Annotated in this window: 17 protein-coding genes; 4 read left to right on the top strand and 13 right to left on the bottom strand. The window is 47.1% G+C overall.

Features of this window, described 5'->3' with window-relative positions; all coding sequences use genetic code 11:
• Positions 1-14: 14 nt before the first annotated feature.
• The 3 genes from MUB35_RS02615 to MUB35_RS02605 are packed head-to-tail and all read right to left on the bottom strand — an operon-like array spanning position 15 to position 3,080.
• Positions 15-839 carry a carbohydrate ABC transporter permease gene (locus MUB35_RS02615; protein WP_103731813.1) on the bottom strand — a complete coding sequence of 275 codons (825 nt, stop codon included), beginning with the start codon at positions 837-839 and terminating at the stop codon, positions 15-17.
• 10 nt (positions 840-849) lie between these two features.
• Positions 850-1,731, bottom strand: a complete 882-nt coding sequence (locus tag MUB35_RS02610; protein ID WP_033143091.1) for a carbohydrate ABC transporter permease — start codon at positions 1,729-1,731, stop codon at positions 850-852.
• 53 nt (positions 1,732-1,784) lie between these two features.
• Positions 1,785-3,080 carry an ABC transporter substrate-binding protein gene (locus tag MUB35_RS02605; RefSeq protein WP_244805725.1) on the bottom strand — a complete coding sequence of 432 codons (1,296 nt, stop codon included), beginning with the start codon at positions 3,078-3,080 and terminating at the stop codon, positions 1,785-1,787.
• 273 nt (positions 3,081-3,353) lie between these two features.
• Here MUB35_RS02605 and MUB35_RS02600 point away from each other — a divergent pair, with 273 nt between their 5' ends.
• Positions 3,354-4,247 (top strand): AraC family transcriptional regulator, encoded by an 894-nt coding sequence (locus MUB35_RS02600; RefSeq protein WP_033143089.1) that lies wholly within the window; start codon positions 3,354-3,356, stop codon positions 4,245-4,247.
• Between the two features lie 23 nt (positions 4,248-4,270).
• Here the strand turns inward: MUB35_RS02600 and MUB35_RS02595 are convergent, their stop codons facing one another.
• From MUB35_RS02595 to MUB35_RS02585, 3 genes are all read right to left on the bottom strand, one after another.
• Positions 4,271-5,518 carry an MFS transporter gene (locus tag MUB35_RS02595; RefSeq protein ID WP_033143088.1) on the bottom strand — a complete coding sequence of 416 codons (1,248 nt, stop codon included), beginning with the start codon at positions 5,516-5,518 and terminating at the stop codon, positions 4,271-4,273.
• A gap of 106 nt (positions 5,519-5,624) precedes the next feature.
• Positions 5,625-6,497: a class II fructose-bisphosphate aldolase gene (locus MUB35_RS02590; RefSeq protein WP_033143087.1), complete on the bottom strand. Its 873-nt coding sequence runs from the start codon at positions 6,495-6,497 to the stop codon at positions 5,625-5,627.
• A 183-nt stretch (positions 6,498-6,680) separates the two neighbouring features.
• Positions 6,681-7,931: an MFS transporter gene (locus tag MUB35_RS02585; RefSeq protein WP_243128804.1), complete on the bottom strand. Its 1,251-nt coding sequence runs from the start codon at positions 7,929-7,931 to the stop codon at positions 6,681-6,683.
• Positions 7,932-8,213: 282 nt separating this feature from the next.
• On the opposite strand from MUB35_RS02585, the gene MUB35_RS02580 reads away from it, so the two are divergent.
• Entirely contained in the window at positions 8,214-8,975 is a 762-nt protein-coding gene (locus MUB35_RS02580) for a DeoR/GlpR family DNA-binding transcription regulator (protein ID WP_033144203.1), read from the top strand.
• A gap of 147 nt (positions 8,976-9,122) precedes the next feature.
• Here the strand turns inward: MUB35_RS02580 and iolE (MUB35_RS02575) are convergent, their stop codons facing one another.
• From iolE (MUB35_RS02575) to MUB35_RS02560, 4 genes are all read right to left on the bottom strand, one after another.
• Positions 9,123-10,022 carry a myo-inosose-2 dehydratase gene (gene iolE / locus MUB35_RS02575; RefSeq protein ID WP_244805724.1) on the bottom strand — a complete coding sequence of 300 codons (900 nt, stop codon included), beginning with the start codon at positions 10,020-10,022 and terminating at the stop codon, positions 9,123-9,125.
• Between the two features lie 17 nt (positions 10,023-10,039).
• The gene (gene iolG, locus MUB35_RS02570; protein ID WP_244805723.1) at positions 10,040-11,050 is read right to left on the bottom strand and encodes an inositol 2-dehydrogenase; all 1,011 of its coding nucleotides are present in this window, start codon (positions 11,048-11,050) and stop codon (positions 10,040-10,042) included.
• A gap of 390 nt (positions 11,051-11,440) precedes the next feature.
• Entirely contained in the window at positions 11,441-12,481 is a 1,041-nt protein-coding gene (locus MUB35_RS02565) for a LacI family DNA-binding transcriptional regulator (RefSeq protein ID WP_033143669.1), read from the bottom strand.
• A gap of 255 nt (positions 12,482-12,736) precedes the next feature.
• Entirely contained in the window at positions 12,737-13,633 is an 897-nt protein-coding gene (locus MUB35_RS02560; protein ID WP_118594227.1) for a 3-isopropylmalate dehydrogenase, read from the bottom strand.
• A 572-nt stretch (positions 13,634-14,205) separates the two neighbouring features.
• On the opposite strand from MUB35_RS02560, the gene MUB35_RS02555 reads away from it, so the two are divergent.
• Together MUB35_RS02555 and MUB35_RS02550 are read left to right on the top strand one after the other, a co-directional pair.
• Positions 14,206-14,643: a MarR family winged helix-turn-helix transcriptional regulator gene (locus tag MUB35_RS02555; protein ID WP_158587381.1), complete on the top strand. Its 438-nt coding sequence runs from the start codon at positions 14,206-14,208 to the stop codon at positions 14,641-14,643.
• On the top strand, positions 14,640-15,413 hold the full coding sequence (locus MUB35_RS02550; RefSeq protein WP_033143665.1) for a sulfite exporter TauE/SafE family protein: 774 nt from the start codon (positions 14,640-14,642) through the stop codon (positions 15,411-15,413). The genes MUB35_RS02555 and MUB35_RS02550 overlap by 4 nt, the downstream gene beginning before the upstream one ends.
• A 174-nt stretch (positions 15,414-15,587) precedes the next feature.
• Here MUB35_RS02550 and iolE (MUB35_RS02545) read toward each other — a convergent pair whose 3' ends face one another.
• The 3 genes from iolE (MUB35_RS02545) to MUB35_RS02535 form a co-directional block, all read right to left on the bottom strand.
• Positions 15,588-16,487, bottom strand: coding sequence for a myo-inosose-2 dehydratase (gene iolE, locus MUB35_RS02545; RefSeq protein ID WP_148392405.1), 900 nt, complete (start codon positions 16,485-16,487; stop codon positions 15,588-15,590).
• Between the two features lie 212 nt (positions 16,488-16,699).
• Positions 16,700-18,283 carry a response regulator gene (locus MUB35_RS02540; RefSeq protein WP_118593860.1) on the bottom strand — a complete coding sequence of 528 codons (1,584 nt, stop codon included), beginning with the start codon at positions 18,281-18,283 and terminating at the stop codon, positions 16,700-16,702.
• Positions 18,284-18,318: 35 nt separating this feature from the next.
• Positions 18,319-20,040, bottom strand: a complete 1,722-nt coding sequence (locus MUB35_RS02535) for a cache domain-containing sensor histidine kinase (RefSeq protein WP_033144159.1) — start codon at positions 20,038-20,040, stop codon at positions 18,319-18,321.
• Positions 20,041-20,158 lie beyond the last annotated feature (118 nt).

Raw genomic sequence — 20,158 nt, 5'->3', positions numbered from 1 at the left:
CTCCAGGGTGCCTTTTATTTTAGTGCTCCGCTCAGCATTCCCTTGATAAAATATTTCTGCAGGAATACGAACAGGATCAGGATAGGCATCAGGCCTATAATGGAACTGGATGTCAGAAGTCCCCAGTCCGTACCGTACTGGCCGATCGCCAGATTGGTAAGTCCCACATTAAACGTCTTAATGGAATTGCTGTTGGCAAATACCAGCGCGATCAGATAGTCGTTCCATGTGGTATACGCCGCATAAACGGCAATGGTCGCCACAGATGACCAGGTCAGCGGCAGACATATGTTGGAAAACACGGAGAACGCCCCCGCACCGTCCAGTTTTGCAGACTCCAGCAGACTGTCCGGCACCATGTCAAAGGCGTTTTTCATCATATAAATACAGAACGGTGACTGGAAGGTGGCGTAGATCAGCACCATACTCGGAATCGTATTTAAAAGATGCAGCTTTGACATGATGGAGTACAGCGGATTCAGCAGTGCCTGGAAAGGGATCATGATCGCCGCCAGAATACAGGCCATGAAAAGCCCCTTTCCCTTTAACTGCAGCTTTGAGAACCCATACCCGGCCAGCACGCTGACAAAGACCACCAGTAAAATCGTGATCGCGGTAATGACAAAGGAATTCAGCAGATATCCTCTGTACAGACCATCATCCAGGGTAAATATCTTGATATAATTAGCCAAGGTCGGATGCTTTGGAATCAATGTGGGCGGTGTTCCGTATATCTCTGTCTTGTCCTTCAGAGACGTCACCACCGTCCAGTACAGCGGCAGGAAAAAGATGACTGCCAGAACTGTATTCATCCAAGTTTTTTTCGTCACTCTCTTCATACTTTCTCCTCTATTTCGTGGGGTCCTGCAGGACCTTATTTTCAAAATAACTCAGAACACCGAGCACAAGCAGCAGAATCATTGTCATGGCAGATCCATATCCCATCTTAAAATACTTAAATGACGTATTGTATATGTAATGGACAATGGTTGTGGTATCCTGCGCAGGACCGCCTTTTGTCATGATCAGGAACTGCTCAAATGCCAGTACGGAGCCGATGACCGACAAAATCAGTGCCAGAGCCGCATGCGGCTTGATGATCGGCAGAGTGATCCTGAAAAACTGCTTTACTTTATTGGCCCCATCCACACTTGCAGCCTCGTAGATCTGTTCATCTACGGACTGGAATGCCGCCAGAATGATCAGCATGGAAAATCCCGCCATCTTCCAGGTGACCATAAATATCACGGCGGGCAGGGATGTCTTAGCCGAATTCATCCACAGGATAGGGTCCTGTATGATTCCCAGTGTCTGGAGAAGGTAATTCAGCACACCGTACAGATCATTGTAGATCCAGAGCCATACCATACTGCAGCATGTCATGGATATGACCACCGGAGCAAAATACAGGGAACGGAACAAATTCACACCCTTAAATGCCCCATTGATCAGAAGTGCCAGGATAAAAGCCAGAATAAACAGGCACGGGGTCACAAAGACCGCGTATTTCATGGTGAACAGCAATGAATTCCAAAACTGGGCATCCTGAAACAGTTTTATATAATTATCCAGAAAGACAAACGTTTTCTCCCCCAGCACCGGCCAGTCGTAAAATGACATGAGCAGTGACTGGAGAAATGGAAATACAAAAAACATGAGATTCAATATCAGTGCCGGGAGTATGAACAAATAGGATACCAGCGGTATTTTCTTTTTATGTCTTCTCTTCATCAGTTTCTCCTTACTTTATGGAGGGGCGCCTGCAGGCAGGCCCCCTCTTGTTGTCACTGCATAATTTTATTGATAGCCTCCGCAGCATCCCCAAATGCCTGTTCCGGTGTCTTCTCCCCGTTCAGACAGGTCTGCATAGCCTCCAGAATGGGCACATACATCTCATCGTATTTCAGAGATACCGGGGTATGTCCTACCTCCAGCGCCTCTTTCAGCACCTGGTATTCCGGTGTATCATTGAAATATTCGTTGTCAAAGAAATCGCTTCTTGCAGGGAGCAGACCGCCTTTTGCCAGCTCGTCCACCTGTACTTCCTTTGACAGGCCAAACTGTATGAATTCCCAGGCTGCGTCCACATCTTTGCACTGGGAGGTAATGCCGATGGAATCCCCGCCGGAGAAAGACGCATACTCTGTGCCCTCCGGTCCCTTTGGAAGAAGACAGGCGCCCCAGTTCATATCATCGTGTTCACCGCTTATGAAAGAATAAATAGCTGCACTGCCCAGCACTACCTGGCTGGCTTTTCCTGTGAGGAATGCATCCTGTGCCTCATTCCAGGAGTATGTGGTAACACTGGGAGGCGTTACTTTATAGGTATTTGTCAGATCATTGAACATGGAAAGGGCTGCGACTGCATTTTCGGAATCCAGCTCACATGTCTTCCCGTCTTCTGAGAGCACTTCCCCTCCGTTGTTCCATACATAGGGCATGAAGGTAAACATATGGCCCCCCGCGTCACCTCCGGCATAGACATAGCCGTATCGGTCCGCTGTGGTCAGTTTCTGGGAATCAGCGATCAGCTCATCCCAGGTCTTGGGCGGTGTTTCCGGGTCAAGACCGGCCTCCTGATAATGGTCTTTGTTGTACAGAAGTACGGAAACGTCCGGCGCAAAGGGCACTGCATAGGTCTTGCCTTCAAGCTGTCCTGACTTTATCATACCTTCACTGAAGGTATCCTTATAATCCAGAGCCTCGTACTTATCAGAAATATCAGCAAAGGCTCCTATAGATGCAAAGTAGGGAACCTTTGTGCAGTCCAGGGAGACGATATCCGGCGCCTCGCCTGAGGACAGCGCCAGGGAGAGCTGGTCTGCCATCTGGGATGCGGGCTGCTCCACTACTTTCACTTCCACGTTTTCGTTCTGCTCATTGTATTTTTCTGCAGCGCTTTTTACAGCCGCTACTGTGGAATCACGTGTCCACACAACGATCTCCAACTTTTCGGAAGCTGTCTCCTTGTCTTTTTTCTCACCGGAATTCCTGTCACCGCCGCAGCCTGCCAGCATGGAAACTGCCATAAGAGATGTCATGGAAAGGGCTGCCCATTTCTTCATGTTTCCTGTTTTCATAATTTTCCTCCTTGGACGCAGACCTCAACTTCTGCATCATTATGCATTTTGATATGTTTTACGTGGTATCGGGCCGATATCTTGGGTATATTATACAAAAGCTCTTTCTATAAGTAAATTCATATTCTTTACCTAAAATAGTAAAATATTAACAGCATAAAATTGTAATAATTTAACATATAACGAAATATATTTTCTAATTTTTAGTTGATTTACAGCAAATATCCGTTTATAATCATATTAAAATATAAACATATAAGACAGGAGGCCGTCATGGAATATGTGAACTTTTCTACTCCCCCTTACCCGCACTTCATCATTGCAGGGTCTGCCCTCTACCGCCCCGGGGACGCACACGGGAGACGCAGCAACATTGGGATCTTTGACCTGATCTTTATCGAATACGGAGAACTTTATATTACAGACGGAGACGCCTCGTATCATCTCAGGGAAAACGAACTGATTATTTTAAAACCGGATTCCACCCATTACGGACACAAAAAGGTGACGGAAAAAACAAAATTTGACTGGCTTCATTTCAGAAGTGTGGGAGAATATCATTACTCCGAAGAATTTCATCTGGTGAAAGAAGAGCGGAAATCACTGAGTACATATACGGATCGGAAGAGCACACTTACACTCCCCCTTTATAAAAAAATGACACCGCTGGAGAGCAGTGAATTTACATCCATATTCTCGAAATTAATATCTGCCAACATAGACAAATACCAGCAGAAAGAGACCCAGGATCAGGCACTTTTATCACCTCTGGAATGCCAGGAGCTGTTTTTCCGGCTTCTGAGCTTTGTACAGGTGTTTCAGCCCCAGCGTAACTCCTCAGAACTTCTGGCTGCTAATATTATGGAATACATCCTTCAGAATTTCCACACACAGCTTACCCTGGAAAGTATAGCAGATTATTTTAATTTTCATCCGGTACATATCATACGGTGCCTGAAAAGGGAATACGGAATCACCCCAAACAAGGCCATCATACAGATCAGGATTGACAACGCAAAAAAGATGCTCATCACCTCCAATCTGAGCATCAATAAAATTTCTGAATTTGTGGGTTTCTCCTCCCCCTCTTATTTTAACAAGGTCTTTCGGGAATATACAGGCATGACCCCCAAGGAATACAGAACACAGAAAAGGCCCGGAATATAAACCGGACCTTTTTCACTCTGTCTTTATTCTATTTCCGGCTGTATCTGCACAGCTGTCTCTTTCTTTAACTCTCTCTCAAGAAGCAGTAAAAATCCAAGAGCCGCAGCCCCGCACAGCGCACCTATGGCAAATACCACATTGATATCCATGCCTGCACCCAGCACGGAATTGGTGACGGCAGGGGCGCTTAAGGTTGCCACAATAATTCCAAACATGACATACCCGTAATTCTCCCCGGAATGCTTCATACCGAAAATAGAACTTGCCAGGGAGGGAAAACTTCCCATAATGCCGCCGTAGCAGGCATACATCAGCACCACGCACACCGTAGTCATCGGTGCCGGAGCTGTGATCAGAAGGACCATGGCAAGGACTATGAAAGCCAATACCCCTTTCAGACAGATGGTACGCCCCACCTTATCTGCGGCAGTGGGCAGAAGAAGCCTGGCAGCTGCGTTGCAGACGGAACCCGCCATGACCGAAGTGACGGCTATGCCTGAAGCTATGCCCCTGTCCATCTGGACGGTCTGGGACAGAGGTGAAAGGATCAGATAGGGGATCAGCCCAAACAGCATGACTGCCAGCAAATAATAGAATTTCTTTGTCCGCAGCATCTCCCCTGATGAATACTGGCGTCCCTCATAGAGCGCAGCAGCAGACTCTTTTCCTCCGCCAGATCCAAGATCCCGTTTCTCCGGATTTCTGATAAAAATGCTTGCCAGTATCCAGGCCAGCGCCAGTACGGAACCGATCGTCAGCAGGGTAAACTGAATGCCCCGCTCTGCCAGCAGCACTCTGGAAAGCGGAGCCAGAAAAAATCCGCAGAGGCCGTTTGCTGTCACGATAACCCCTGACGCAAAGCCTGTCCTGTCAGGAAACCATTTCTGGGCTGTGGATATAATGGTGGTATATATCATGCCCTGCCCAAATCCCTGCATGATCCCATATGTCAGATACAGCATAACCGGTGACTGCCGCATGGAAAAAGCGGACAGCAGAATCCCCGCCGCGAATATCCCGCCTCCCACAGCCACCACGATCCTGGGGTTTGATCTGTCCTGAATCCTTCCCCCGATAATATTTCCCGGTACAAATGCCAGAAAGCTTAAATAGAATCCCATACTGGCCTGACTCTGGCTCCAGCCTGTCAGCTCCATGGCGTAGGGCTGGTATATGGACCATATATGCGGATACCCTGTAAAAAATATGGCAAAGGCACCGAAGATCAGTATCAGATATTTTGTCTTTGCACTGGTTTTATTCTCTCTCATAATCTCTCCCTCGCTCCCTTTGTTACTGCTTTATGTAAACCACTATTCCCCCATTTTTGTTTTAAAATACCGGACAGCAGCGTACACTGCTGTCCGGTCATTGTTCTTACTGTGCCCGGAATGAATTTTCAGACAGGCATTCGTATGGTGTGTTGAATACCAGAATATGACGTTTTACATTCTCATATGTCCCCTGCACCATAGCCTCGTTCAGGTCAAAGTAATTGTGTTTTCCCTCTGAGGCAATGTACTCCTCCACTTTCTTTGTCAGGCAGTTAAAGCTTGCAGTCGCAATGTTTACTTTCCTGATACCAAGGGAGATTGCTCTCTGGAAATCAGAATCCGTGATGCCGCTGCCGCCGTGAAGCACCAGGGGAATATCCACTTTATTATGTATCTGCTCCAGCACATCAAAGGCCAGCTTCGGAGCCACCGGATAATTTCCATGCGCGTTGCCGATCGCCACGGCAAGGGCGTCAATGCCTGTCTTCTCTGCAAATACTTTGGCGTCATCCGGGTCAGTACAGCGGATACCATGGTCACAGCTTCCGTCCTCACTGCCGCCTACCAGGCCCAGTTCGGCCTCCACTGTAGCACCGTACTCTGCTGCCAGTTCCACAACTTTTCTGGTATTTGCAATGTTTTCTTCAAAAGGAAGTGTGGAGGCATCCAGCATTACGGATGTAAAACCAAGCTCCAGCGCTCTCTGAACCGTCTCAAAAGTAAGGCCGTGGTCCAGATGCACTGCCACATCCACCTTAGCTGATTTTGCCGCCTGCACCATCATAGGACCCATCAGGTCAAGGGGGGAATGTTTCAGACGTACTTCTGCAATCTGTAAGATGATAGGAGTATCAAGCTCCTCTGCTGCCCGGATGGCTCCTTTTACCATTTCCATATTGCCTACACTGAATGCACCGCATCCCCTGTTGTTTTTTGCTGCGTTTTCCAGTAATGTTTTCATTTTTACCAGTGCCATAATGATTTTTCTCCTTTATCTCATTCTTTATTTGTATCGGTTCAGGTAACTGTTCAGTCAGGTCTGCGCATTTACTGCGCTGACCGTGCAAAAGAGTAGTGGCGGCAGGTATTCGCCCCATCGCGAAGCGATTTTTAATGGGCGAATACCCGTAACTATTCAGCTGGCTGAATAGTTATCGGTTCAATTTCCTTGGATCGCTTTTGGCGATGTGATCTTTGACTGGCTGCATTTTTCCCTTTTTATTTCTCTCTCCAGAAGAAGCAGGAACAGGAAGGAAATCGCTGCGCATACTGCTCCGATGGTAAATACCACGTTGATGTCATATCCACGTCCCAGGACTGTGTTTGTGATCGCCGGTGCCCCTAAAGTGGCAACCGCGATTCCCAGCATTACATAGCCGTAATTCTCACCGGAATGCTCCATGCCGAAAATGTTGCTGGTCAGTGAAGGGAAACTTCCCATGATACCGCCGTAGCATGCGTATACGAGAACCACACAGACGGTTGTGACTGCTGCCGGTGCGATCACCAGGAGAATCATAGCTGCTGCTGCCACCACTAAAACCACCTTCAGGCAGATGATCCTGCCCACTTTATCCGCTGCTGTGGGAAGTGCCAGACGAGTTCCCGCATTGAACACAGAGCCTGCCATGACTGCTGCTACTGCCACTGTGGATGCGATTCCCCTGTCCATCTGGACTGTCTGGGACAGCGGTGACAAGATTAGGTATGGTATCAGCCCGAACAGCATGGTTGCCAGAAGAAAGTAAAATTTCTTTGTCTTGATCATTTCCATGGAGGAATATTGTTTTCCATCATATCTGTGAATTATATTCCCCCCGGCCTTATTGGCATTCTCCGGATTTTTAATGAAAATGCTTGCGAAGATCCAGGAGATTCCTATCATAACACCAATCACAAGGAAGGTAACTTTGATTCCCTGGCTGGAAAGCAGCGCTCTTGAAAACGGTGCCATGAAAAATCCGAACAATCCATTGGCTGTAACAATCACCCCGGATGCAAAACCGGTTCTTCCCGGGAACCATTTCTGCGCGGTAGAGATAATGGTCGTATAGATCATACCCTGTCCGAATCCCTGTAAAATTCCATATGTAAAATACATCATCAGAGGTGACGGACGAAGCGCCAGTGCGCATAACAAAACACTCACGGTAAATATTCCTCCGCCGCAGATCACCGCGATCCTGGGGCTGTATTTATCCTGGATACGTCCTCCGAAAATATTACCCAGCACAAATGTGACAAAGTACAGGTAGAAACACATGGACGCCTGACTCTGGCTCCAGCCTGTCAGTTCCATGGCGTAGGGCTGGTAAATGGACCAGATATGGGGATACCCTGTAAAAAATACTGCAAAGGCACCAAATATCAGTATCAGATATTTTGTTTTAGAATTTGCTTTTCCTGTCATGATAGCTTTCCTTCCTCTTTTGATAAACTCTTTGTTATATATTGGTTATCTCTTTGCATTTAAAGTATCACCTTTTGGGTACTTAGTCAATAGTTTTTGATGATTTTTTGTATTTATTTCATTAAGCCCTTCACAATTTACCCAAAATATACTATACTTATACCAAAACATATTGGAAACCGCTTACTGCAGGCCCTGTGCCGCGCGATGCCAGACCTCCGTAACCGCTCAGACAGGTCAGCTTGTCTGAATGGTTACAGACTTCCGGGAAAGGATATTTTTATGCGTACAAAACGAATTGATTTAATAGAGACTTTCATTGAACAGGAAAAATCCGTGTCCCTGGATACCCTGTGCGAAAAATTTAATGTATCTAAAAACACGATCCGAAGGGATATTGATGACCTTGTGAAAAAGGGTACTGTAGAAAAGGTATACGGCGGCGTGGTCAGCACGCAGCAGGCCTCAGATACACGTCTGCTGCCCTATGAACAGCGCCATACTGTGCTGAGCGCAGAAAAAGATGCCATATCAAAAAAAGCTGCCTCCTTTGTGGAGAACGGGGATGTGATCTATATTGATACGGGAACTACCTGCCTCAATATGGTGGATTCCCTGTCCCATTTAAACTGCACGATCATAACAAACAGCCTGCAGATTTATATCCGCGCAGTCCCCTATCCCAATCTCCAGGTTATTTCCCTGCCGGGAATCCTGAACAGGGACACCCTCTCCTTTGTAGGAAGTGAGATTCCGGGATATCTGCGTACCTTCAATATAACCAAAGCGTTCATGGCCTCCACAGGCGTGACCATTGAAAACGGCCTGACAAATGCCTCCGCGGAAGAGTATGCGGTTAAAAAAGCGGTCATTCAGAACAGCCAGACACGCTGCCTGCTCTCAGACCACACCAAATTCGGCAAGTTTGCACTTATGACTTACTGCCGTCTGAACGAAGTGCAGCATATTATCACGGACCGGCCGCTGGCGGAGGAATATGAGGATTACTGCCGGGAATACGACATCTCTGTCCACCTGGCATAAAAGCAATGTGTTTTTTTATACAAAACAGCCGAAGGCACAGGCTCCATCCGGAACCGGTACCTTCGGCTGTTTTCAATATTTTCAATTATCTGCAGCAGAGAACACGCTTTGTATTTTCTCTGCTGACATACCATAGAGGTAACAATTTTATAAGCCTGTCTTCTCAGCAATGAATTTTCTTGCCTTGATGGCATACTTAAGCGGATTGGCTTTTGCAGGGTCCTGCTCTGCCTCTACCAGCATATAGCCTTCATATCCTGCCTCTTCCAGCACCTGGAAGATTGGCTCAAAGTCTATGCATCCGTCTCCCGGTACTGTGAACGCGCCCAAGCGCACGCCTTCCAGAAAACTTAAATTCTCTTTCTTTACCTTCTCCACCACTTCCGGACGGATATCCTTTAAATGTACGTGTTTGATCCTGCCCACATATTTTTTCACCATCTCAAGAGGGTCTGCCCCGCAGTAGGTGAAATGGCCGGTATCAAATAACAGGCTCACATATTCCGGGTCTGTATTTTCCATCATTCTCTCCACCTCGTCCGGGTTCTGCACCACGGTTCCCATGTGGTGATGGAAGGTCAGGCTGATCCCGTACTCTTCCTTCGCGATCTTACCCAGTCTGTTCATACCTGTACAGAAGGTCTCCCACTCCTGGTCATTCATCACGTATTTGTGACCGAAAATGGGGGTGTCCTGCATGCCCTGTACGCTGTGGCTCTGTTCGGATGCACCGATGATCTTAGCGCCCATTGCCTTTAAGAACGCAAGCTGTGCGCGGAATTCCTTCTCCACCTCTTCAAAGGGCTTTGTGATCAGAAAGGAGGAGAACCACTGGTTGCAGATCTCCATACCGCGAAGCTCCAGGGCTTCTCTCAGCACTTCCGGGTCTTTGGGGTATTTATTTCCAACCTCAGAACCTGTGAAGCCTGCCAGTGCCATCTCGCTGACGCACTGCTCAAAGGTATTTTCTTTTCCCAGGTCCGGAAGGTCATCATTGGTCCATGCAATGGGTGCGATTCCTAATTTTACTTTATTTTTATTAAACATAGTCTGTCTGCCTTTCCTTACATGATTTCAGAAATTTTAACCGGTCTGTGTTCCTCGCAGGATTTCTTTGCAGCCAGTCCCATAAGTACGGGTTTCAGGCCATCCATAACGTTCAGAGGAGTCTCCTTGTCATTTTCGATTGCGTCGATGAACGCTGCGATCTCTTTTCCGTATGCTTCCATATATCTCTCCAGGAAGAAGAACATGGGTTTTTCACCTGTCACACCGTCTGCGTTGCTGATAACTGCGGAGGACTGGCTGTCATTGCTGACTGCTACCATTCCCTCAGAACCGAATACTTCAGCTCTCTGGTCATAACCGTAAACAGCTTTTCTGCAGTTGTCGATCACTGCGATCGCGCCGTTTTCCATCTGTAAGGTGATAACTGCTGTATCCACGTCACCTGCCTCACCGATAGCCGGATCAACCAGGTTAGCGCCCTGTACATAAACCTCTGTGGCATCACAGCCAGCCAGGAAACGTACCATATCGAAATCATGGATCGTCATATCCAGGAACATACCGCCGGAAACTTTCACATAGTCAATGCTTGGCGGTTCCGGGTCGCGGGAGGTGATCTTAATGATCTCCGGTTTGCCGACTTTGCCTGCTGCAACTGCCTGCTGCACAGCCTCGAAGTTGTGGTCAAATCTTCTGTTGAATCCTACCTGGTATTTAATGTCAGTTCCTTCCAGTGCTTCGATAACTTCTTTGATCTTATCTACATCATGGTCAATCGGTTTTTCACAGAAAACATGCTTTCCTGCTTTGATCGCTTCCAGAGAGATGGGAGAATGTGTGTCTGTGGATGAGCAGATCAATACCGCGTTGATTTCCGGATCGTTGATGATCTCCTTGTAATCTTTTGTTGTATGCTCCACACCCATGCTCTTTGCCCATGCTGCTGTCTCATCATTTAAGAACGGATCTGCAACTGTTTTGATCACTGCGTCCTTCACTCTTGTGCTGATACTTGTGATATGTACTCTTCCGATTCTGCCTGCTCCGATAATACCTACTTTTACCATTTTCTGATCTCCTTTTACTCATTTTTATGATTTTATGGTTCTGCGTGTGTCTTTTGATGTGTGCCCGAACACGCATATCTGATAATGTTATAATATCATTGCGTGCCCGAAAACGCAACCCTGAATTTTGTACAATTTTACCATAACATTTCTATTCATTTTTACCAAAAAAACCTGCCGGGGCAGCATCCTATGTGTAGTGACGCTGTCCCGGCAGGCCGGGCATTTCTGTGAAAATCTGCTGTATTTTGTAACTGTTCAGTGCCCTCACAGTTACAGGCAAAAATCCATGCAAAATCGCCTTTGGCGATGGGATTTTTGCTTGGCTGCTAAACGTTTTCTTACGGTCAGCGCAATAAATGCGCAGACCTACTGAATAGTTACTGTATTTTACAGATTCTCCGGTATGGTATATTCATTTCGGATAAATATCTCCGTGTACTGCAGCTCTCCCTTGGGCTGTTCCCCGTTAAAGAGAAGGCGAAACAAGATCATTACCGGTTCATATCCCTGTATCTGTGCATCCTGTCCGATCAGAAAATGGATACTTCCTTCCCGCATCAACTCATAGTTTTTACCCATAAAATCATTGGCTATCATTTTAACGGTGCCTGCCCTGCCGTATTTTGCCAGCATTCTGCATACACCTTCCTCACCGTGGGATGTCATGTAAATACCTTTCAGATCAGGATTTTCTTTCAGAATCTTCTCTGTAGCCTGTCCTGCCAGATGATTATCCTCAAAACAGTATTCCGGTCCCACCAGTTCAATCTCCGGGTATTTTGCCTTCAGCTCCGAACCGAAGCCGAGAACACGGTTACTCAGAGACGGATTGGAACTGTATCCTGAAATAACAGCCACCTTTCCGCAGCCTCCCACCAGTTCCCCCATCAGGCCTGCCGCCGCGCGTCCGCACTGAAAGGCATTCTGGCCGACAAAACAGAGACGCTTCGTATCCTCCATATCGGAGTTAAAAGTCACAATGGGTATATGGTACTCCTCCACAAAAAGATTGATATGCGCCTTTATCTCCTCCTCCTCAATGGGAACCATGGCGATGGCGCTCACACCTTCACTTCTCATGTGCTCCATGGCGTCTATGGTGTCTCTGCCGCTTATGTGAGGGATTTTACAGAGAAGGACCGTCCCGCCCAGGCTGTCCACCTCGTCCTTTGCACGTTCAATCCCCTCCAGGACGCACTGCATAAAGGGGGTCTCTGCTGCCTGGAGGATCACCCCTATCTTAATGTTATTTTTACTCATAGAGAGGGCACGTCCAAGCTGGTTGGGCTTATATCCCATCTCCTCCGCAATTTGTCTGATCCGATCAGCCACTTCCGGCTTAATTCTGCCCCGATTATTGAGGGCCCGGTCCACAGTTCCCCGTGAGACTCCAGCCGCCTCTGCGATCTGCCGTATTGTCACTCCCATACTGTCTCCTTCTGACGCGCCCCTGTGTGCGTTCCTGGGCACGCAATGTCTATGACTATTATATAATCCCTTAGTCAAATGTGCAAGAGATATCCGTTCGCACTGGCTGCCTCGGGATTTTGCTTCGCATCGCGCAGCATCCCCTTGGGGAAAACACCTCCCGGGATATTGACCGTGCATAGTAACATTTCCATGCCTTTGGCCTGAAAACACCTGGCGGGACAGTGGGGTGTGAAAAGTAACGTATTCATACTGTTATTCCATCTTCCTGATCTTCTGTTCAAACTCTTCGACTGTCTCAGCCCTGGCTGCATATTTTATCCACTGCTTCAAAATCTCAGGGTTCTTCTGCCCCATAATTTCCGCCTGTAATTTTTCAGGCACTTCTCCCAAATCAAGCAGCAGATCCAAAACAGATTCTGTTTTTCCTTCCATTTTTCCTTCTGCCTTTTTTGCATCCATCTCATCTTTCATTAACTCTTCCAATGCTTCACACATTGTCTTTACCTCCTTGAATTTATCCTGATTCGCACGGACAATCAGATTCATCACCGATTTATACAGTTTATTTTCTTTATGCTCTCCGTACTGCTCAATCAAACGCCTTACGGTATCTGCCCCTTCCAGGTCGTCAGTCAGACTTTTCAGCCATAAATTGTGTTTCTCCGATAATTCTTTCGTCAGAATCATCTGTATGGGAATCTTATCTCCGATAATATAATAGATCCCATCCTCTACTCTGGTGATCTGATATCCCCTTTCCTCCTTCAGATGCCGTATAAGACTGCGCGGATACCTGTGACATACAAATGTTATGGTGATATCTTGAATTTTAATACTGTCTTCCCTGGATGTATCCGCCTTGTAAAAACAGGCATAGCCATAAACTTTATAGAAATCGTCTATACTCAAATAATCTGTCGGACTCTTATATTCTACAATATTATATTTCCGAAAGATCCTTCCGATATTTTTTCGTACAGGCACTTCCTGTTCCTTTTTTACGATCAGCACGTCAATCTCCTTTGGTTTTGTCCCCAACTGATGTTCATTTTCAAAAATCAGAAGACCTGCCTCCGCTTCCAGCTCAATCTGAATATCGGCATAAAAGGCAGGATGCCACTGCAGCACATGTGTCCTCCGTTTTTCCATATAAAACCTCCTCCTTATTCCATAATAGAAAAACGCTTCGTTGATTTTCTATTATCATAAATGAATGACTGCAGGAGGTTTCTAAGCGCTTCAGAAAACCCCTGCTAAAATGAGAGAAAAGCACGAATTTTCCGAAAAGACAGGTCAAAGATGCAAACCTGCTGTTATGAAATGCTCTTAGATATTTTGTATCCTGATTGGATCCAAAACCAGAAAAGTTACATAGAAAATATGCTTTTCATAATTCTAACATATCATGAAATTAACCGCAACAGTATTTTTGCCCCGCTGCATTTGAATCTGTCAGGCAGTGACTGTTCACTGCGTACTCAGCAACAAGCTTCGCGATGCACAGATATAAAGCATTCGGCTCCATATCGTCCTGGCCGCCTGGGGATTTCCATGCCTTCGGCCTGAAAATACCTGGCGGTACAGTGGTGCATTTAACTATTGACATCTCTCTTTCATTCTGTATAATAGTTCTATATGGAACAGTTTTATATAGAACTATCTACTACGCATTTCTGCCGCAAAACCGCAGCAGAATATACTTTATCAAAAAGGAGGATGTTATGAACGCACTGAGCGATGCTCTGACAACAAGCTGGCTTTTTCATCAGCTCTATTCCAGGAAAATAGGGGAAAGCGCGTCCCGTTATGGCGTTTCCAAAACAGAGGCGGATATTCTTCTCTTCCTCTGTAATAATCCCGGTTTTGACACAGCCAGAGACATTGTGAATATCCGTGGAATCGCAAAATCATATGTATCAAAATCCATAGAGATACTGGTCCAAAAGCAGTACCTGACAACCTCAGTGGACCGAAGGGACCGGAGAATCACACATTTGCGGCTGACGGAAGAAGCTAATGCTGCACTTACGGATTTAAGAAAAACACAGGAAGAAATCTTTGCTCTTATCACACAAAAGATACCGGAAGAAAGAAAAAAAGAGGTGAACCTGGCTTTCCGCCAGATAACTGAGAATATAAAGGAGGCACTTGAAAAATGATACTGAAACTGATCGTCTATCTGCTGGCAGGAATGGGGGCCGGAATCGGGACAGGCCTTGCAGGTCTCTCGGCTGCTGCCGTAATATCTCCCATGCTGATCACCTTCCTGCACTTTGATCCCTATCAGGCTGTGGGAATCGCCCTGGCGTCTGATGTACTGGCATCGGCAGTCTCTGCCTATACCTATAAAAAACACGGAAACCTGGATGTACGCCATGGTGTCATCATGCTCTTCTCTGTCCTGGCCTTTACCCTGGTGGGAAGCTATATTGCATCCCTGCTGCCGGGCACCACTATGGGAAACTTCTCCGTCTTCATGACACTGCTTCTGGGCATCAAATTTATCATACGTCCTGTCATGACAGAAAAAAGCGCCCTGGAAAATAAAAGCGAGAGGACAAAGATCATCCAGTCCCTTCTGTGCGGCGCGGTGATTGGCTTTATCTGCGGATTCATAGGCGCCGGAGGCGGTATGATGATGCTTCTCATCCTCACAAGTGTACTGGGATACGAACTGAAGACTGCGGTTGGCACCAGTGTGTTTATTATGGCTTTCACCGCATTCACAGGCGCTGCCTCCCACTTCTTCATTGACGGTTCCCTGCCTGATCTGGGAGCACTTTTCTTCTGCATCCTGTTCACTTTTCTGGGTGCCAGAGTCGCAGCTCTGTTTGCCAACAAGGCGCCGGCCAAAACCCTGAACCGTGTCACCGGCGTAGTGCTCTCTCTTCTGGGTCTGCTCATGGTAGGTGTAAAATTTTTAAGCTGATATACAAAGATACTGCCGCAGAACATTTCCTCACAGGTCCTGTTCCACGGCAGTATTTTTTGCGGCATAAATAGTTACCACAATTTTCAATTAGAGGGGCATTTATTATATAAGCTGTACATGCAGGAGGCTGCGATCTTCTGCAGGACAGTTCATACCTGTCTCAAAGATATTTTAAAGCCCTGTCTTCTCAGCAATGAATTTTCTTGCCTTGATGGCATACTTAAGCGGATTGGCTTTTGCAGGGTCCTGCTCTGCCTCTACCAGCATATATCCTTCATATCCCGCTTCTTCCAGCACCTGGAAGATTGGCTCAAAGTCTATGCATCCGTCTCCCGGTACTGTGAACGCGCCCAGGCGCACGCCTTCCAGAAAACTTAAATTCTCTTTCTTTACCTTCTCCACCACTTCCGGACGGATATCCTTTAAATGTACGTGTTTGATCCTGCCCACGTACTTCTTTACCATCTCAAGAGGGTCTGCGCCGCAGTAGGTAAAATGGCCGGTATCAAATAACAGACTCACATATTCCGGATCTGTATTTTCCATCATTCTCTCCACCTCGTCCGGGTTCTGCACCACGGTTCCCATGTGGTGATGGAAGGTCAGGCTGATCCCGTACTCTTCCTTTGCGATCTTACCCAGTCTGTTCATACCTGTACAGAAGGTCTCCCACTCCTGGTCGTTCATCACGTATTTGTGGCCGAAAATGGGAGTGTCCTGCATGCCCTGTACGCTGTGGCTCTGCTCGGATGCACCGATGATCTTGGCGCCCATTGCCTTTAAGAACGCAAGCTGTGCTCGGAACTCCTTCTCCACTTCTTCAAAGGGCTTTGTGATCAGAAAGGAGGAGAACCACTGATTGCAGATTTCCATGCCGCGAAGCTCCAGGGCTTCTCTCAGCACTTCCGGGTCTTTGGGGTATTTATTTCCAACCTCAGAACCTGTGAAGCCTGCCAGTGCCATCTCGCTGACGCACTGCTCAAAGGTATTCTCTTTTCCCAGGTCCGGAAGGTCATCATTAGTCCATGCGATAGGTGCGATTCCTAATTTTACTTTTTCCTTATTAAACATTGTTCATTCTCCTTTATTCACTGTCTTTTGTCCGGGGCCGGTGCCTCCGGCGTGCCGTTCCTTTGTTCTTGAATAAAGAATACCAGAATTCAGTCATGGCTTAAATCGGAAATTTTTTTAGCTTTGTTATCATTTCATATGCTGTTTTCCGGTCTCCTGAGAATGTGGAATTTTTTTGTGTCTTTTTTTTAGAAATCCCTTCTTCCGGATAGTCACTGGCTGTGTTCCCTGCGATAATCCGCGGGACTGCAGTCATTGAGCTTCTTAAATGTCTTGGAAAAATAATGGTAATCATTGAATCCCGCCTCAGATGCCACATCCTTGATCTTGTAATTGGTGGTGCAGAGAAGTTCCTTGGCACATTCCATTCTGCACTCCTGCAGATAATTGGAAAAACCGATCTCCATCTCCTGCTTAAAGAGATAACTCAGGTAAGCCGGATTCACTCCCGCCGCTTCCGCAGCGTCCTGCAGGCTGATGGGTTTCTTATAATTACCGTTTATAAATTCAATGGCATGGCGCACAGCCCCGGATACGCCGGCGGGTACCGCTATTTTTTTATCAGCAAATAATTCCCGGCTGTAACTCTCGGCAATCCTGCACAGCTCATCCATATTGTGCACATTGCTGTAAAATTCCGCCGGCCGTTCAAGACCAGCCCTTTTATCCAGGCGTCTGAGCCACTGGAGAACCAGTTTGCTGTCCACATGCGTACGCTTACAGGCATCCGTGACACGCCTCCACATTTCTGCAAGTTCCTCCTGCTTCCTCCCCTTTTTCAAGATCTCAATCCGCTCATACAGCTCTTCCGCGGCTTCCGGAAGCCTGGAACTGATCTCTTTTCCATTGTCAAAATAGAGGATATCGCTGTCATCATAAAAACTCAGCTTCATCATTTCTCTGGCCTGTTGGTATGCCTGACGGATACCCTCCTCGCCGAAACAGATATTGCTCACCCCAATCCCGAAATGATACGGCTCCTTTTTGCAGTACCTGAAGCAGGCGGATGCCACATTTGTCAGGCGCTGGCGCATGACAGAGCTTCTCCGCATGGATGACATATCCAGAAAGCAGCAGAATATCCCGGCTCCCAGGTAAATGATCTCCGCATAGTCACTGTCCTCCTGCAGAAGGTCCTCCATCTCTGTCATCAGCCCATGGCGGAAGCTCTGGGAATACTGTTCCGCCTCCAAAGGACTCCATACCTGGTTCTTCTCATTCCATTCGTGCATGAACATATTGATGACCGCACTGTTCTGGAACCGCCCGCGGATACCGGCTTCTGCTCTCTTTGCCTCCCGCTCCTGCCCGTTTAAGGTGCCGGAGAGAATGCCGTTGAAAAAGTGGTATTTCAGGGTATGGCTTCCCATACGAATCAGTTTCCTGGTCCGTTCCTGCTCACTGCTTTTCTCCAGTCGTGACTCGATCTGGTGCCTGGACTTTTCCAGGATATCCAAAAGTGTATCCTCATCCAGAGTATTTTTCAGGATATACTCGTCTGCTCCCAGGCGCATGGCCTCCTTGACATACTCAAAATCATCATGACAACTCAGAACCATGATGTATATATTTTCCTTCTCTTCCCTGATATGGCGTATCAGTTCAATGCCGTCCATAAGCGGCATGGAGATGTCTGTGATGATCACGTCAATCTTCTCTTCCTCCAGAACGTGCAGGGCCTCCTCGCCGTCCTGTACATCCTTTACCACCTCATATCCTGCTTTCTCCCAGGCATTCAGAGTCTTCAAATAACTCCTGACTAAAAAATCATCATCCACTAATAATGTACGAAACATAGGCCTCATCCCCTTTGTCACATTTTATCTGTCTGTCAAATATTCACTTCCCTGTCTGCCGGCAGGAAGATGGTGGCAGTAGTACCGTTTTCACTGCTCTCATATGTAATTCCGCCTTCCGCCTCATAATAGAGTTCCAGACGTTCCCGCACATTCGGCACGCCGATGGCACTCAGGCCGTTTGTCTTCTTGGCTTTGCTGGAGAGCAGTTCCTCTATCTGCTCCTTTGTCATTCCCCGCCCATTGTCAATGACAGACAGCGTCAGCCGTGTGCCCTCCACTCTGCCTCTGATCACAAGACGCCCGTTGCCGCCCTTCATATCAATTCCGTGAAGTATGGCATTCTCCACCAGGGGCTGCAGGATCAGCCTGGGAATATAACATCCATAAGCATCCTTCGCAATATCGTACTCCACATCAAAACTTCCCTGATAGCGAAATTCCTGCAGATGGATGTAATTTTTTAAAATATGCAGTTCATCCGCCACGGATATAAAAGTTCCCTTCTTATTAACGCTGGCCTGCAGCAGCTCCACAAAATCTCCGATGAGGCCGCCCAGCTCCTTCTCTCCCTTTATCAGGGCCGCGTATTTGATAGAATTCAGTGTATTGTACATAAAATGAGGGGTGATCTGATACTGCAGCGCCTCAAGCTCCGCGTCCTTTTTCAGTCTCTCCTCCTCGATCACCCTGGCGATCAGATCCTCCAGGTTGTCAAGCATGTGGTTAAATTCCCGGCAAAGGGTTCCGATCTCATCCTCTGTGGTCACATCCACCCGAAGGCTCAGATCACCTTTGCTGACCTTTTCCACGGTATCTGTCATATTTTTAATGGGTTTATACATGGCTCTGGTAATGGATGTGGCAAGAATGCCGCCGATCATGAGAAACAGCAGAAAAATAGCCACCAGAAATATCTGCATCTGCTTCAAATCCCGCAGAACCTCACTTTTCTGAATATCCATATACAGACCGCATTTGGAAAATGCCCCCTGATAGAAAATACGGATCTCCCTGGCATCCTGACTCTCAATACCGCTGGTACTTGGCAGTCGGTCCACGCCCTCATATACCTGCCCCACACTCTCATAATCCTTGCTTGTGACGATCTCCCTGTTTTTATCCAGAATCAGCGCCTTGGACACCTTCTCATCATACACAGGTTCCAGATATTCGTAAAAAAGTGTCCTCTCCTCTGTGTTTGCCAGCATATATCCCAGCACGATGCCGTCATCATCTGTGACAGCCTGAATGCAGGAAAGCTGTTTTCCCGTGTCATGGACCATATCCCCGAACATTATGGGGACTGCTTCCTCGGTCTCCGTCCGGCGTATCTTCTCGATCTCCGCCTCCGGAATATCCCTTTTGCACACAGGATAGTCCTCTGAGGTGACAGCGATCCTCTCATCCGGAAAAATGAAATACAGCGAGCTTAAATCCTTGTATTCTGTGCGGTAATTTCTCAGAAGTTCTGCAATCCCATCCAGGGCTTCACCGCTATGTGATGACCTGTATTCTTTTATGTATTGGACCATATTTATATCGCTGGCTGCTTTTACGTTGATATAGTAAATTTCCTGGAGGGAATCATCCAGGGAGGTAACCGTCTGCTTTACCCTGCCGTAAAGGTTCGTGGAATAATTCTCCTCTATCATCCCTGCTGATTTAAAATAAAATACCACAGTGATAGAACAGGCGGTCACTATGGTCACCACCAGAATTGCCAGCAGCACCTTGCTTCTGATACTTTGCAGCATACTCTCTCCTTTGCCGTTCATACATTCTGACGCACGTCACTTATGCGTACATTATAACATAGAACCCATTAGAAATCACGCCTCCGAAGACTTCGGTAAAGAATGTTACTGTTCACTG

Source organism: Blautia sp. NSJ-175 (genome assembly GCF_022867815.1).
Lineage (GTDB): Bacteria > Bacillota > Clostridia > Lachnospirales > Lachnospiraceae > Blautia > Blautia celeris.
Note: the sequence above shows the minus strand (reverse complement) of the source record. Positions and strands in the feature narration are given on the sequence as shown.

Excerpts from the sequence above, each read along its gene's own strand:
- MUB35_RS02615 (WP_103731813.1), bottom strand. The coding sequence starts at position 839 with ATGAAGAGAGTGACGAAAAAAACTTGGATGAATACAGTTCTGGCAGTC.
- MUB35_RS02610 (WP_033143091.1), bottom strand. The coding sequence starts at position 1,731 with ATGAAGAGAAGACATAAAAAGAAAATACCGCTGGTATCCTATTTGTTC.
- MUB35_RS02605 (WP_244805725.1), bottom strand. The coding sequence starts at position 3,080 with ATGAAAACAGGAAACATGAAGAAATGGGCAGCCCTTTCCATGACATCT.
- MUB35_RS02600 (WP_033143089.1), top strand. The coding sequence starts at position 3,354 with ATGGAATATGTGAACTTTTCTACTCCCCCTTACCCGCACTTCATCATT.
- MUB35_RS02595 (WP_033143088.1), bottom strand. The coding sequence starts at position 5,518 with ATGAGAGAGAATAAAACCAGTGCAAAGACAAAATATCTGATACTGATC.
- MUB35_RS02590 (WP_033143087.1), bottom strand. The coding sequence starts at position 6,497 with ATGGCACTGGTAAAAATGAAAACATTACTGGAAAACGCAGCAAAAAAC.
- MUB35_RS02585 (WP_243128804.1), bottom strand. The coding sequence starts at position 7,931 with ATGACAGGAAAAGCAAATTCTAAAACAAAATATCTGATACTGATATTT.
- MUB35_RS02580 (WP_033144203.1), top strand. The coding sequence starts at position 8,214 with ATGCGTACAAAACGAATTGATTTAATAGAGACTTTCATTGAACAGGAA.
- iolE (WP_244805724.1), bottom strand. The coding sequence starts at position 10,022 with ATGTTTAATAAAAATAAAGTAAAATTAGGAATCGCACCCATTGCATGG.
- iolG (WP_244805723.1), bottom strand. The coding sequence starts at position 11,050 with ATGGTAAAAGTAGGTATTATCGGAGCAGGCAGAATCGGAAGAGTACAT.
- MUB35_RS02565 (WP_033143669.1), bottom strand. The coding sequence starts at position 12,481 with ATGGGAGTGACAATACGGCAGATCGCAGAGGCGGCTGGAGTCTCACGG.
- MUB35_RS02560 (WP_118594227.1), bottom strand. The coding sequence starts at position 13,633 with ATGGAAAAACGGAGGACACATGTGCTGCAGTGGCATCCTGCCTTTTAT.
- MUB35_RS02555 (WP_158587381.1), top strand. The coding sequence starts at position 14,206 with ATGAACGCACTGAGCGATGCTCTGACAACAAGCTGGCTTTTTCATCAG.
- MUB35_RS02550 (WP_033143665.1), top strand. The coding sequence starts at position 14,640 with ATGATACTGAAACTGATCGTCTATCTGCTGGCAGGAATGGGGGCCGGA.
- iolE (WP_148392405.1), bottom strand. The coding sequence starts at position 16,487 with ATGTTTAATAAGGAAAAAGTAAAATTAGGAATCGCACCTATCGCATGG.
- MUB35_RS02540 (WP_118593860.1), bottom strand. The coding sequence starts at position 18,283 with ATGTTTCGTACATTATTAGTGGATGATGATTTTTTAGTCAGGAGTTAT.
- MUB35_RS02535 (WP_033144159.1), bottom strand. The coding sequence starts at position 20,040 with ATGCTGCAAAGTATCAGAAGCAAGGTGCTGCTGGCAATTCTGGTGGTG.